Here is a 12,857-nt window from a genome sequence, read left to right on the forward strand (position 1 = left end):
AGCACCAGCAGCTCGTCACGGCGGGTCGGCAGGGCCTTGTCCACGGGTCGAGGATACCTACCAAGCACTTGCTTGGCTAGCGGGCGCGTCAGGACAGGCTGCCGATGGACGCGTCCCCTCGGTTCTCGGGTTCGCAGGCCTCGACCAGACGCAGCCGGGTGTTGATGACGTCGGTCGTCGACGCGTTGCGCCCGTTGCGTTCCTTGAGCAGCTTGGCGACGGTGGCGTCCCGGTCCTCGGTGCGCATCGCCAGGAACTCGGTGCACGAGGTGGCGCCACCGGAGTTGCTGGCGCCCGAACACCCGGCCAGCACCGCGACGGCACAGACGGCGAGGACGAGACGCTTCACCCGGCCAGCGTACTGAGCCGCTTCAGGCCCGCTGACTCGACACGGAGATGACCTCGCCGGTCAGGTAGCTGGAGTAGTCGCTGGCCAGGAAGGCGATCGTCGTGGCGACCTCCCACGGCTCGGCAGCCCGGCCGAAGGCCTCGCCTTCGGACAGCCGGTCCAGGAGGTCGGCCGACGACGTCTTCTCCAGGAACCTGTGCCGGGCGATGCTCGGGGACACGGCGTTGATGCGGACGCCGTAGTCGACCGCCTCGATCGCGCTGCACCGGGTCAGTGCCATCACGCCGGCCTTGGCCGCGGCGTAGTGCGACTGCGAATGCTGTGCGCGCCAACCCAAGACGCTCGCGTTGTTGACGATGACGCCGCCGTGCTCGACGTCGCGGAAGTAGCGCAGGGCAGCGCGGGTGGCCCGCATGACCGAGGTCAGCGTGACGTTGAGGACGCGGTCCCATTCGTCGTCGGTCATGTCGATGACCGGGGTCTGCCCGCCGAGGCCGGCGTTGTTGACCAGCACGTCGAGCCGCCCGGCCGCCTCGACCGACCGCGCGATGAGCGCGTCGACCGCCTCGGTGGAGGTCACGTCGCAGACCACGGCGTGCACCTGGCCGAGGCCCAGGCCCGCCAGCTCGTCGCGGGTCTCGTTCAGGCGCCGCTCGTGGTAGTCCGACACCACCACGTCGGCGCCCTCGAGCAGGGCGCGGCGAGCCGTCGTCGAGCCGATTCCCGTGCCCGCGGCGGCGGTGACGAGCACCGTCTTGCCGGTCAGCAGGCCGTGGCCCTCGATCTCGGTGGGCGCTTGCGCGAGGTTCATCCCTTGGCCTCTCGGGGCAGGCCGAGCACGCGCTCGGCGATGATGTTCCGCTGGATCTCGTTGGAGCCGCCGTAGATGGTGTCCGAGCGGGAGAACAGGAACAGCCGCTGCCACTCGTCGAACTGCCCGTCGTCGAGCACCAGTCCGGCCATCCCCCGGACGTCCATCGCGATCTCGCCGAGTTCGCGATGCCAGTTGGCCCACAACAGCTTCGATACGTTGTCCTTGCCCGGGGCGCTGTCCTTGCCCGGGGAACTGCCCTTGCCCGAGCCGTTCCGTCCGGACCCGTCGACGTCCATCGTCGCCAGCGCGTAGGACCGCATCGCCCGCAGGCCGACCCAGGATCGGGTGAGACGCTCGCGGATCACCGGGTCGTCGATCACGCCGGTGCTCCGGGCCACGTCCACCAGGCCGAGCAGTTCGCGGCGGTAGCGGATCTGCTGGCCCAGCGTCGACACCCCGCGCTCGAAGGTCAGCAGGCCCATGGCGACCCGCCAGCCGTCACCGGGTTCGCCCACCACCAGCGAGGCATCGGTGCGGGCGTCGTCGAAGAAGACCTCGTTGAACTCCGAGTCACCGGTGAGCTGGATGATCGGCCGGATCTGCACGCCCGGCTGCTCCAGCGGCACCAGCAGGAAGGACAGCCCGGCGTGCCGCTTGGACCCCTTCTCCGTGCGCGCGACCACGAAGCACCACTGCGCCCAGTGCGCGAGCGACGTCCAGACCTTCTGTCCGTTGATGATCCACTGGTCACCGTCCAGCTCGGCGGACGTCGCCACGTTCGCCAGGTCGCTGCCGGCGCCGGGCTCGGAGTAGCCCTGCGACCACAGCTCGGTGACGTCGAGGATCTTCGGCAGGAACCGCTGCTGCTGCTCCGGTGTGCCGTAGGCGATCAGAGTGGGGCCGAGCAGTTCCTCGCCGAGGTGGTTGACCTTGTCCGGGGCGTCGGCCTTGGCGTACTCCTCGTAGAACGCCACGCGGTGGGCGACGGTGAGGCCGCGGCCCCCGTGCTCGACGGGCCAGCCCAGGCACGTCAGCCCTGCCTTGGCCAGGTGCTGGTTCCACGCCAGCCGCTCTTCGAAGGCCTCGTGTTCGCGCCCGGGCCCGCCGAGCCCCTTGAGCGCCGCGAATTCGCCGACCAGGTTGTCGGCCAGCCACTGGCGGACCTCGGCCCGGAACTCCTCGACTGCCACCATGGAAGTAGGCTAACCTACCAAGCACTTGCTTTGTTGGCCGGTCGACGACGAAAGCCGTCGGGCGAGTGAATCTCCCAAAAGGAGCATCGATGACGACGCCCCAGGGGCTGGTGCGCGCGGACTCCGAGGCGTCGCGGCCGAGGACCATCCCGGGGATGCTCGACTGGATCGCCGAACGCTTCGCCGACCACGATGCCGTCGTCACCGAGAGCCGCACTCTCACCTACGCCGCACTGCGCGACGAGGTCCGGCGGGCGGCGGCGGCCCTGATCGCCCACGACGTGCGCGCAGGTGACCGGGTGGCCATCTGGTCGCCCAACACCTGGCACTGGGTGGTCGCCGCGCTGGCCACCACCTACGCCGGCGCCGTCGTCGTCCCGCTCAACACCCGGTACACCGCCAGCGAGGCCACCGACATCCTGGCGCGCACCGAGGCGCCGGTGCTGTTCGGCATGGGCCGCTTCCTCGGCGCCTCTCGCGTCGACGACCTGAGCCGCGCCGCCCTTCCCGCGCTGCGGCACGTCGTCCGCGTCCCGATCGAGGACGACGACGCCGCGGCCGAGGCGTCGTGGGGCGAGTTCGTCGCGCGTGGCATCGATCTCGATGCCGCCGATGCCCGCGCGGCCGCCGTGATGCCCGACGACGTCGCCGACATCCTCTTCACCTCCGGCACGACGGGCCGCAGCAAGGGCGTGCTGTGCGCCCACCGGCAGTCCCTGGAAGCGCCGGCGGCCTGGGCGGCGTGCGGGCAGCTGACCAGCGCCGACCGCTACCTCTGCATCAACCCGTTCTTCCACAACTTCGGCTACAAGGCCGGCATCCTCGCCTGCCTGCAGCAGGCCGCGACCCTCGTCCCGCAACTCGTCTTCGATCCCGAGCGGGCGATGCGCGCGGTCGCCGAACACCGCATCACCGTGCTGCCCGGGCCACCGACCATCTACCAGACGCTGCTCGATCACCCCCGCCGCGGCGAGCACGACCTGACGTCGCTGCGCTTCGCGGTCACCGGTGCCGCGACGATCCCCGTCGTGCTGATCGAACGGATGCAGTCCGAACTCGACATCGACATCGTGCTCACGGCCTACGGGCTCACCGAGGCAGCGGGTTTCGGCACGATGTGCCGGGCCGACGACGACGCCGTCACCGTCGCGACCACCAGCGGCAGGCCCATCGCCGGATTCGACCTGCGGATCGACGCCGCGGCGGGTTCCGACACCGGTGAAGTGCTGCTGCGCGGACCCAACGTGATGCTCGGCTACCTCGACGACCCGGCGGCCACCGCCGCCGCGATCGACGCCGACGGATGGCTGCACACCGGCGACATCGGCAGCGTGGACGAGGCGGGCAATCTGCGGATCACCGACCGCCTCAAGGACATGTACATCTGCGGCGGCTTCAACGTCTACCCCGCCGAGATCGAGCAGGTGCTCGCCCGGCTCGACGGCGTCGCCGAGGTGGCGGTGATCGGCGTGCCCGACGAACGACTCGGCGAGGTCGGCAAGGCCTTCGTCGTCGCCAAGTCCGGCGCAGACCTCGACGAGGCCGCGGTGATCGGGTTCGCCCGTACCCACCTGGCCAACTTCAAGGCGCCCCGCACGGTGGCGTTCCTCGACGCCCTGCCCCGCAATCCCGGTGGCAAAGTCGTCAAACCTCAACTGCGAGAGATGAACTGATGGACCTCACGATCGACGACGAGACCGAGGAGTTCCGGGCGGAGGTCCGCGACTTCCTGCGGGCCAACACCGGGCACTTCCCGACGAAGTCCTACGACACCGCCGAGGGCTTCGCGCAGCACCGCGCCTGGGACAAGGTGCTCTACGACGCCGGCCTGTCGGTGATCGCCTGGCCGAAGGAGTACGGCGGCCGCGACGCCACGCTGCTGCAGTGGGTGGTGTTCGAGGAGGAGTACTTCCGGGCAGGCGCCCCGGGCCGGGCGAGCGCCAACGGCACCTCGATGCTGGCACCGACGCTGTTCGCCCACGGCACTCCCGAGCAGCAGGCGCGCATCCTGCCGAAGATGGCCAGCGGCGAGGAGATCTGGGCGCAGGCGTGGTCGGAACCCGAGTCCGGCAGTGACCTCGCGTCGCTGCGCTCCACCGCGACGCGCACCGACGGCGGCTGGCGGCTCAACGGGCAGAAGATCTGGAGTTCGCGAGCGGTGTTCGGCGAGCGAGCCTTCGGGCTGTTCCGCTCCGATCCCGAGGCGCAGCGGCACAAGGGTCTGACCTACGTCATGTTCGACCTGCACGCCGAGGGCGTCACCGTGCGGCCCATCGAACAGCTCGGCGGTGACACCGGATTCGGCGAGGTGTTCCTCGACGACGTCTTCGTCCCGGACGAGGACGTGATTGGCGGCGTGCACGACGGCTGGCGGGCGGCGATGAGCACGTCGAGCAACGAGCGCGGTATGTCGTTGCGCAGCCCGGCGCGGTTCCTCGCCCCGGCCGAGCGGCTCGTCGCGGCGTGGGCGGAGCAGCGCGATCCGGCGTACGCCGAGCGAGTGGCCGACGCCTGGATCAAGGCGCAGGCCTACCGGCTGCACACCTTCGGCACGGTGTCGCGGCTGGCCCGCGGTGGTGAACTCGGTGCGGAATCGTCGGTCACCAAGGTGTTCTGGTCCGACCTCGACGTTGCGCTGCACCAGACCGCCCTGGATCTCCGCGGCGCCGACGCCGAGGTCAAGGACCGCTGGACCGAGGGGCTGCTGTTCGCACTCGGTGGCCCGATCTACGCCGGCACGAATGAGATTCAGCGCAACATCATCGCCGAACGGTTGCTCGGCCTGCCGCGGGAGGCGAAGTGACGTGAACTTCGAACTGGACGAATCGCAGCGCGACTTCGCCGCCAGCATCGACGCGGCCCTCGGGGCGGCGAAGGTGCCCGCGGCGGTGCGCGCCTGGGCCAAGGGCAACCCCGAGCCGGGCCGCACGGTGTGGACCACCCTCGCCGAGCTGGGCGTGACGGCGCTGGCCGTACCCGAGGAGTTCGACGGGATCGGCGCGCACCCGGTGGACCTGGTGGTGGCGGTCGAGCGCTTGGGCTACTGGGCCGTCCCCGGCCCGGTGGCCGAGTCCGTCGCCGTCGCCCCGGTCCTGCTGGCCGCCGACGAGCGGGTCGCGGGGCTGGCGTCCGGGGAGCTGCTGGCGACCGTGGCACAGCCGCCGCTCGTCCCGCGCGCCGTCGACGCCGACCGGGCGGACCTGATCTTGCTGGCCGGTGACGGCGACGTGCGCGACGGCACGGCCGGCGAGGTGCACGCGTCGGTGGATCCGGCGCGCACCCTCGTCGACGTCACGGCCGCCGGCGACGCCCGCCCGGCGGATGCGTCGAGGGCGTTCGAGTTCGGCGCGCTGGCCACCGCGGCGCAGCTAGTGGGCGCGGGCCAGGCGATGCTCGACGCGTCGGTCGCCTACGCCAAGCAGCGCACGCAGTTCGGCCGGGTCATCGGCTCGTACCAGGCCATCAAGCACGCGCTGGCCGACGTGCTCATCGCCGTCGAGCTGGCCCGGCCGCTGCTGTACGCCGCCGCGCTGTCGCTGGCCGAGGATTCGCCGGACGCCGCGCGCGACGTCAGCGCTGCGAAGGTCGCCGCGGCCGACGCCGCCCTGCTGGCGGCCCGGACCTCGCTGCAGACCCACGGGGCGATCGGCTACACCCAGGAGCACGACCTCTCGCTGCTCTTGGTGCGCGTGCAGGCGCTGCGCTCGGCATGGGGCGACCCGACGTGGCACCGCACCCGGGTGCTGGAGGTGCTGGCGTCGTGACCGCGAGTGACGAGCGGAATTTGTTGCGCGAGACGGTGTCCGCTCTCGTCGAACGGCATGCGTCACCCGAGGCGGTCCGCGCGGCGATGGACTCCGAGCGCGGATACGACGAGAAGCTGTGGACGCTGCTGTGCGAGCAGGTCGGCGCGGCCGCGCTGGTGGTGCCCGAGGACCTGGGCGGCGCGGGCGGCGCGCTGGGTGACGCCGCGGTGGTGCTCGAGGTGCTGGCCCGGAACCTGGTGCCGACTCCGCTGCTCGGCACCACGCTCGCCGAACTGGCGCTGCTCGCCGCCGACGCCCCCGACGAGGAGGTCCTCGGGGCGCTGGCGGAGGGCGCCTCGATCGGGACGGTGGTCTTCGATCCCGGCTTCGTGGTCAACGGCGACGTAGCCGACGTGGTCATCGGCACCGACGGCGCGACCACCACCCGGGCGACGACCTTCGACGCGCGGCCCCTGGTCGCGATGGACCCGACCCGCCGGCTCGCCGCGGTCGAGGTGACGGCGTCCGAGCCGCTCGGGCCCGACCCGGGGCTGGCCGATCTGGCCGCCATCCTCGTCGCAGCCGAACAGGTCGGCGCCGCGAGCCGCTGCCTGGACCTGACCGTCGCCTACACCAAGGACCGCGTGCAGTTCGGTCGGCCGATCGGCAGCTTCCAGGCGCTCAAGCACCGGATGGCGGACATGTACGTCGTCGTGCAGTCGGCGCGTGCGCTCGTCGACGACGCGATCGCGGACCCGTCGCCGACGTCGGCGGCCCTGGCGCGCGTGACGGCGTCCGAGGCGTTCACCGCGGTGGCCGCCGAGGCCGTGCAGATGCACGGCGGCATCGCCATCACGTGGGAGCACGACATGCAGCTCTACTTCAAGCGCGCGCACGGCAGCGCGCAGCTGCTCGGGCCACCGCGCGAGCATTTGCGCCGGCTCGAGGCCGAACTGCTCTAGGGCGTGCGCAGCGACACCGCGTCGGCGGTGACGGCCTCGGCGGTACGGCCCGGCGCGGCCTGGTGGGACCAGTAGAGGTTGGTGTGGGCGATGACCCGTTCCGGTGACGGCGCACCCCATGCGGTGAGGTCGGTGGTGGTGTGCGCGTCGGTGACGAGCGTGACGTCGTAACCGCGGGTGAAGCCGCCGTGCAGGGTACTTCGCACGCACTGGTCGGTGCAGGCACCGGCGATCACCAGCCGCCCGATGCGGCGCCGGGCCAGCTCGGCCTCCAGCGCCGTGTCCTCGAACGCGTCGCCGTAGCGCTTGTCGACCACCGGCTCGCCGTCGGCGGGGACGAGTTCGGGCACGATCTGCCACGCGTCGCTGCCCTTAGCCAGTCGCTCGTCGGCGTGGCGCACCCACACCACGGGGACGCCCTGGATGCGGGCGCGCTCGACGAGGCGGTCGATGGTGGCGACGACGGCGTCGCGTTCGTGGGCCTCGGCGACGACACCCACCTGGACGTCGACGACGAGCAGGGCGCTGTCGGTCCGGTTCTCCAACGTGGTCATGTCTGCCAGAGGCTAGCGTGGCAGCGGTGAACGATCACGTGAGCGTGCGTGCCGGCATCCCGCCGTTCTACGTGATGGACGTGTGGCTGGCCGCCGCCGAACGGCAGCGCTCGCACGGCGACCTCGTCAACCTGTCGGCCGGCCAGCCGAGCGCGAAGGCGCCGGCCCCGGTGCGCGCCGCGGCCGCCGCGGCTCTGGCCGAGGACAATCTTGGCTACACCGTCGCCCTGGGCATCCCGGAACTGCGCGAGGGCATCGCCGCGTCGTACGGCACCCGGTACGGCGTCGCCGTCGAGCCCGACGACGTGGTGATCACCACCGGCTCGACGGGCGGCTTCCTGCTGGCGTTCCTCGCGGCATTCGATGCCGGCGACCGCGTGGCCGTCACCAGCCCGGGTTATCCCTGCTACCGCAACATCCTCTCGGCGTTGGGCTGCGAGGTGGTCGAGGTGCCGTGCGGCCCCGACACCCGCTTCCAGCCGACCGTCGAGATGCTCGAGGCCCTCGACCCGCCGGTGCGCGGCGTGGTGATCGCCAGCCCGGCCAATCCGACCGGCACCGTGCTGCCGCCCGCGCAGCTGGCGGCCATCGCGGCGTGGTGCGAGCGGACCGGCGTGCGGCTGGTCAGCGACGAGATCTACCACGGACTGGTGTATCCCGGTGCGCCGCAGACCAGTTGCGCGTGGGAGACGTCGCGGGACGCCATCGTCGTGAACAGCTTCTCGAAGTACTTCGCGATGACGGGGTGGCGGCTGGGCTGGCTCCTGGTGCCGCGGCCGCTGCTGCGCGCCGTGGACCGGCTGACCGGCAACTTCTCGATCTGCCCGCCGACGCTGCCGCAGAAGGCCGCCGTCGCGGCGTTCGACGCGGCGGCCATCACCGAGGCCGACGCGCTCGTCGGCGACTACGCGGTCAACCGCGAACTACTGCTGAACGGTCTGCCGGAGATCGGGCTGCCGCGCCTGGCGCCCGCCGACGGCGCGTTCTACGTCTACGCCGATGTCTCCGACTTCTCCACCGATTCACTCGCGTTCTGCGCGAAGCTGTTGCGCGACACGGGCGTCGCGATCGCGCCGGGTGTCGACTTCGACACCGTGGCGGGCGGGGCCTACGTCCGACTGTCGTTCGCCGGGGCCGCCACCGACGTCACCGAGGCGCTGCGTCGGATGGGTCCCTGGCTGGCGAGCCACGGCTGACCCGCCGAGACGGCAACCACGGTGCTCAGGCGGCGCGCCTGGGCACGGGGAACGTCATTTCGGCGGGACGGGGTCGGCCGGGGTCAGCGCGCCGACCAGCCGCCGTCCATCGTGTACGAGGCGCCGGTGACCATGCCGGCGTCCGGACCGGCGAGCCAGCCGACGAGCGCGGCCACCTCCTCGGGTTCGACGAGCCGCTTGACCGCGCTCTCGGTGAGCAGCACCCGCATCAGCACCTCGTCCTCGCTGATGCCGTGGGTGCGTGCCTGATCGGCGATCTGCTTGGTCACCAGGGGCGTTCGCACGTACCCGGGGTTGACGCAGTTGCTGGTGACGCCGTGCGGCCCGCCCTCCAGCGCGGTCACCTTGGACAACCCCTCCAGTCCGTGCTTGGCGGTCACGTAGGCGACCTTGAACGCCGACGCCCGCAGGCCGTGGATCGAGGACACGTTGACGATGCGGCCGAACCCACCGGCCTGCATGTGCGGCAGTGCTGCCCGAATGAGCAGGAACGGCGCCTCGACCATGAGCGCCTGCATCGACCGGAACCGGGCCGGGTCGAAGTCGGGGATCGGATCGATGGTCTGCACGCCGGCGTTGTTGACCAGGACGTCGACCTCCAGCCGCAGGTCCTCGAGCGCCGCGACGTCGAGCAGGTCGACCGCCCACGCCGTGCCGCCGATCTCGTCGGCGAGGGACCGGGCGGCCGCCTCGTCGACGTCGGCGACCGTCACCTTCGCCCCGCGGCGGGCCAATTCCCGGGCGCACGCCGCGCCGATGCCGCCGGCCCCACCCGTGACGAGCGCGGTGCGCCCGGACAGGTCGCTCATCGCACCGCCGCCCCGCCGCGCTCGGCGGCGAGTTCCTCGGTGTCGACGGCGTCCAGCGACGCGAGGTCCAGACCGCTGGTCTCGCGGGCGACCACCACGGCGAGCAGCGTGACGACGCAGGCGATCGCCAAGTAGATGGAGATGGACACCGACGTGTCGTAGACCTCCAGCAGCTTCACCGCGATGATCGGCGCCAGCGAACCGGCGACGATCGAGGTCACCTGATAACCCAGCGACACACCGGAATACCGCATCCGGGTCGGGAACATCTCGGCCATGAGCGCCGGCTGCGGGGCGTACATGACGGCGTGGATCACCAGGCCCAGCGTGATGGCGCCGGTGACCAGGGCGTAGTTGCCGCTGTCCATCATCGGAAAGGCGAAGAAGCCCCAGCACGCCCCGGCGACCGCGCCGACGGCGTAGACGGGCCTGCGGCCGAAGCGGTCGGAGAGCCCGCCGACGAGCGGAATGACGCAGAAGTGCACGGCGTGCGCCACCAGCAGGTACCAGAGGATCGAGCTGGTGTCCGCCCCGACCTGCACCTTCAGATAGGTGATGGAGAACGTGACGACCAGGTAGTACATGATGTTCTCGCCGAAGCGCAGACCCATCGCAGTGAACACGCCCCGCGGGTAGCGCTTGAGCACCTCGACGACCGACAGCGAGCCGGCCTTCATCCGCTCGGCCTCCTGCTGCGCCTCGACGAAGATCGGCGCGTCGGTGACCTTGGTGCGGATGTAGTACCCGACGAGGACCACCACTGCCGACAACCAGAACGCCACCCGCCAGCCCCAGGACAGGAACGCCGCGTCGGACAGCGTGGCGGTGAGGACCAGCAGGACGACGGTGGCGAGCATGTTGCCGGCGGGCACCCCGGCCTGCGGCCAGCTGGCCCAGAAGCCGCGGCTGCGGTTGGGGCTGTGCTCGGCGACGAGCAGCACCGCACCGCCCCATTCGCCGCCGACCGCGAAGCCCTGCAGGAAGCGCAGCACCACCAGCAGGGTCGGCGCCCAGTACCCGATCTGGCCGAAGGTCGGCAGGCAGCCCATGAGGAACGTCGAGATGCCGACGAGGATCAGCGAGAACTGCAGCAGCTTCTTGCGGCCGTACTTGTCGCCGAAGTGACCGAACACGACGCCGCCCAGCGGGCGGGCGGCGAACCCGACCGCATAGGTGATGAAGGCCGCGAGGATGCCGTCGAGTTCGGAGCCGGTCTGGGCGAAGAAGACCTTGCTGAACACCAGCGTCGCCGCGGTGCCGTAGAGGAAGAACTCGTACCACTCGACGACGGTGCCCGCCATCGAGGCGGCCACCACCCGCTTCAGACCCGTCGACAACGGCGCGCTCATCGCCTGCCCTCCTCGTCTCGGTGTGACCCGGCACACATCGTGGTCTGAGTATTCCTGCAGACCGACGTCGGCCGCAATGGACGTCCGCGCACCCGGCATCTGCGAAACTGCAGACGTGTCCCGGCCCGCCCCCAAGCCGAGCGCCGACGACCTGCTCGTGCTGCTGGCCGTCGGGCGCTCGGGCCGCTTCGTCTCGGCCGCTGACGAACTGGGCCGCAATCACACCACCGTCTCGCGCCGGATCGCCGCGCTGGAGGAGGCACTCGGCGGTCGTCTGCTGGTCCGCGTGGCCGGAGGTTGGGAACTCACCGAGCTGGGCCGCGACGCACTGGCCGCCGCGGAGGGCGTCGAGGCGGCGGTGCGGAGCCTGGCGGCCGGAACCGACGGCGACCGCGCGCTGAACGGCGTCGTCCGCATCTCGGCGACCGACGGCTTCTCCGCCTACGTCGCCGCACCCGCCGCCGCCGACGTCCGACGTCGCCACCCGGGCGTGGCGGTGGAGCTGGTCGCCACGACGCGCCGCGCCACTCAGCAGCGCTCCGGCGTCGACGTCGAGGTGGTGGTGGGCGAACCGCAGGTGCACCGGGCACAGGCCCGGGCGCTGGGCGACTACTGCCTCGGGCTGTACGCGTCGCGCGAGTACCTGCGCCGGCACGGCGAACCCGCCACGCGCGCGGCGCTGGCCGGACATCCGCTGGTCTACTTCATCGACTCCATGCTGCAGGTCGACGACCTGGACCTCGCCCGCGAGGTGGCACCCGGCATGCGCGAATCCGTCACCTCCACCAACGTCTTCGTCCACGTCGAGGCGACCCGCGCCGCAGCAGGCATCGGCCTGCTGCCCTGCTTCATGGCCGACCGCCACGACGACCTCGTCCGGATACTTGGCGGCGGTCCGGACGGTGTCACGCTGCGCCTCACCTACTGGCTGGTGACCCGCACCGAGACGCTGCGCCGACCGGAGGTCGCTGCCGTGGTCGAGGCGATCGACCGCCGGATGAGCGACCTGCGCGACGTGCTGCTCGGGACGGCGCGTCAGCCTTCCGTCTGATTCCCTGCCCTGACGGCGGGGTAGCCGCACGGCGTGCACGCGACCACCACCGGAACCGGCAAGCCACTGCTCCTCGTCCACGGCATCTCGAACCTGCACAACTGGGACCTCGTCGTCCCTCCGCTGGCCCAGCACCGGGCGGTGTACGCCGTCGACCTTCCCGGATTCGGCGAGAGCGCACCGCTCGATCACGAGGTGACGATCGCGACGCTCACCGACGCCGTCGAGCGCTTCATCGCCGAGCACGGCCTCGGCGACGTCGACGTCGTCGGCAGTTCCATGGGGGCGCGCATGGCGCTCGAGATGGCGCGTCGCGGCCACCGCGGCACCGTCGTCGCCCTCGACCCCGGCGGCTTCTGGACCGACACCGAGTTGCGAATCTTCGCCGCGACGGTGCGGCCGTCGATCGCGCTCGTCCGGCGCATCGGCCCCCTGCTGCCCGCGCTGAGCCGCAGCCGCATCGGCCGCACCGCGCTGCTGCTGCAGTTCTCCGCCGCGCCGTGGCGGCTGCCACCGGCACTGGTCCTCGGCGAACTCCGCAACTTCGACCGCTCGCCGAGCCTCGACGACGCGCTCGACGCCCTGGTGCACGGCCCGAAACAGCAGGGGCCGCCCGATGGTTCGACGCCGGGTCGCGTCGTGATCGGCTGGGGCCGCAACGACCGGGTCACCGCGCCGGCGCAGGCCGAACGCGCCGCGGCGGCGTTTCCCGACGCCCGGCTGCACTGGTTCGACCGGTGTGGCCACTTCCCGCACTGGGATCAGCCGGACGACACCGTCCGGCTGATCCTCGACGCGACGGCCGGGTAGACG

General features: G+C 71.4%; 13 protein-coding genes. 7 read left to right on the forward strand and 6 right to left on the reverse strand.

Annotated elements, in window-relative coordinates; genetic code table 11:
• Positions 1–88: 88 nt before the first annotated feature.
• Genes FZ046_RS02865 through ipdE1 form a run of 3 tightly spaced genes read right to left on the reverse strand, consistent with a single transcriptional unit; the run spans position 89 to position 2,356 of the window.
• The gene (locus FZ046_RS02865) at positions 89–349 is read right to left on the reverse strand and encodes a lipoprotein (protein ID WP_070353133.1); all 261 of its coding nucleotides are present in this window, start codon (positions 347–349) and stop codon (positions 89–91) included.
• Between the two features lie 22 nt (positions 350–371).
• Positions 372–1,160 carry a (5R,7aS)-5-hydroxy-7a-methyl-1-oxo-2,3,5,6,7,7a-hexahydro-1H-indene-carboxyl-CoA reductase gene (ipdF, locus tag FZ046_RS02870; protein ID WP_070353132.1) on the reverse strand — a complete coding sequence of 263 codons (789 nt, stop codon included), beginning with the start codon at positions 1,158–1,160 and terminating at the stop codon, positions 372–374.
• Positions 1,157–2,356, reverse strand: coding sequence for an acyl-CoA dehydrogenase IpdE1 (gene ipdE1, locus FZ046_RS02875; RefSeq protein WP_070353131.1), 1,200 nt, complete (start codon positions 2,354–2,356; stop codon positions 1,157–1,159). Before ipdE1 ends, ipdF begins: the two co-directional genes overlap by 4 nt.
• Positions 2,357–2,445: 89 nt before the next feature.
• Here ipdE1 and fadD3 point away from each other — a divergent pair, with 89 nt between their 5' ends.
• The 4 genes from fadD3 to ipdE2 are packed head-to-tail and all read left to right on the forward strand — an operon-like array spanning position 2,446 to position 7,064.
• Entirely contained in the window at positions 2,446–4,029 is a 1,584-nt protein-coding gene (fadD3, locus tag FZ046_RS02880; protein ID WP_070353130.1) for a 3-((3aS,4S,7aS)-7a-methyl-1,5-dioxo-octahydro-1H-inden-4-yl)propanoate--CoA ligase FadD3, read from the forward strand.
• Positions 4,029–5,159 carry an acyl-CoA dehydrogenase family protein gene (locus FZ046_RS02885; protein WP_070353129.1) on the forward strand — a complete coding sequence of 377 codons (1,131 nt, stop codon included), beginning with the start codon at positions 4,029–4,031 and terminating at the stop codon, positions 5,157–5,159. The genes fadD3 and FZ046_RS02885 overlap by 1 nt, the downstream gene beginning before the upstream one ends.
• A gap of 1 nt (position 5,160) precedes the next feature.
• Entirely contained in the window at positions 5,161–6,120 is a 960-nt protein-coding gene (locus FZ046_RS02890) for an acyl-CoA dehydrogenase family protein (protein WP_070353128.1), read from the forward strand.
• Complete coding sequence (gene ipdE2, locus FZ046_RS02895; protein WP_407664441.1) at positions 6,117–7,064, forward strand: acyl-CoA dehydrogenase IpdE2; 948 nt, start codon at positions 6,117–6,119, stop codon at positions 7,062–7,064. Before FZ046_RS02890 ends, ipdE2 begins: the two co-directional genes overlap by 4 nt.
• Here ipdE2 and FZ046_RS02900 read toward each other — a convergent pair.
• Positions 7,061–7,618 (reverse strand): isochorismatase family protein, encoded by a 558-nt coding sequence (locus FZ046_RS02900; RefSeq protein WP_070353126.1) that lies wholly within the window; start codon positions 7,616–7,618, stop codon positions 7,061–7,063. The genes ipdE2 and FZ046_RS02900 overlap by 4 nt on opposite strands.
• A 26-nt stretch (positions 7,619–7,644) precedes the next feature.
• Here FZ046_RS02900 and FZ046_RS02905 point away from each other — a divergent pair, with 26 nt between their 5' ends.
• Positions 7,645–8,814, forward strand: coding sequence for a pyridoxal phosphate-dependent aminotransferase (locus FZ046_RS02905; RefSeq protein ID WP_083298216.1), 1,170 nt, complete (start codon positions 7,645–7,647; stop codon positions 8,812–8,814).
• Positions 8,815–8,897: 83 nt separating this feature from the next.
• On the opposite strand, the gene FZ046_RS02910 is transcribed toward FZ046_RS02905, so the two are convergent.
• Together FZ046_RS02910 and FZ046_RS02915 are read right to left on the reverse strand one after the other, a co-directional pair.
• Positions 8,898–9,644, reverse strand: a complete 747-nt coding sequence (locus FZ046_RS02910) for a 3-hydroxybutyrate dehydrogenase (RefSeq protein ID WP_070353125.1) — start codon at positions 9,642–9,644, stop codon at positions 8,898–8,900.
• The gene (locus FZ046_RS02915) at positions 9,641–10,993 is read right to left on the reverse strand and encodes an MFS transporter (RefSeq protein WP_070353124.1); all 1,353 of its coding nucleotides are present in this window, start codon (positions 10,991–10,993) and stop codon (positions 9,641–9,643) included. The genes FZ046_RS02910 and FZ046_RS02915 overlap by 4 nt, the downstream gene beginning before the upstream one ends.
• A 76-nt stretch (positions 10,994–11,069) precedes the next feature.
• On the opposite strand from FZ046_RS02915, the gene FZ046_RS02920 reads away from it, so the two are divergent.
• Both FZ046_RS02920 and FZ046_RS02925 read left to right on the forward strand, forming a co-directional pair.
• A complete protein-coding gene (locus tag FZ046_RS02920; RefSeq protein ID WP_070353123.1) occupies positions 11,070–12,044 on the forward strand; it encodes a LysR family transcriptional regulator in 975 nt (324 codons plus the stop codon).
• Positions 12,045–12,077: 33 nt separating this feature from the next.
• Positions 12,078–12,854 carry an alpha/beta fold hydrolase gene (locus tag FZ046_RS02925; protein ID WP_070353122.1) on the forward strand — a complete coding sequence of 259 codons (777 nt, stop codon included), beginning with the start codon at positions 12,078–12,080 and terminating at the stop codon, positions 12,852–12,854.
• The last annotated feature ends 3 nt before the right edge of the window (positions 12,855–12,857 follow it).

This window comes from Mycolicibacterium grossiae, assembly GCF_008329645.1.
Lineage (GTDB): Bacteria > Actinomycetota > Actinomycetes > Mycobacteriales > Mycobacteriaceae > Mycobacterium > Mycobacterium grossiae.

Bases quoted from the DNA above. Each gene is read 5' to 3' on its own strand.
- FZ046_RS02910 (WP_070353125.1), bottom strand. From the start codon at position 9,644: ATGAGCGACCTGTCCGGGCGCACCGCGCTCGTCACGGGTGGGGCCGGC.
- ipdE1 (WP_070353131.1), bottom strand. From the start codon at position 2,356: ATGGTGGCAGTCGAGGAGTTCCGGGCCGAGGTCCGCCAGTGGCTGGCC.
- ipdF (WP_070353132.1), bottom strand. From the start codon at position 1,160: ATGAACCTCGCGCAAGCGCCCACCGAGATCGAGGGCCACGGCCTGCTG.
- FZ046_RS02920 (WP_070353123.1), top strand. From the start codon at position 11,070: ATGGACGTCCGCGCACCCGGCATCTGCGAAACTGCAGACGTGTCCCGG.
- FZ046_RS02885 (WP_070353129.1), top strand. From the start codon at position 4,029: ATGGACCTCACGATCGACGACGAGACCGAGGAGTTCCGGGCGGAGGTC.
- FZ046_RS02915 (WP_070353124.1), bottom strand. From the start codon at position 10,993: ATGAGCGCGCCGTTGTCGACGGGTCTGAAGCGGGTGGTGGCCGCCTCG.
- FZ046_RS02900 (WP_070353126.1), bottom strand. From the start codon at position 7,618: ATGACCACGTTGGAGAACCGGACCGACAGCGCCCTGCTCGTCGTCGAC.
- fadD3 (WP_070353130.1), top strand. From the start codon at position 2,446: ATGACGACGCCCCAGGGGCTGGTGCGCGCGGACTCCGAGGCGTCGCGG.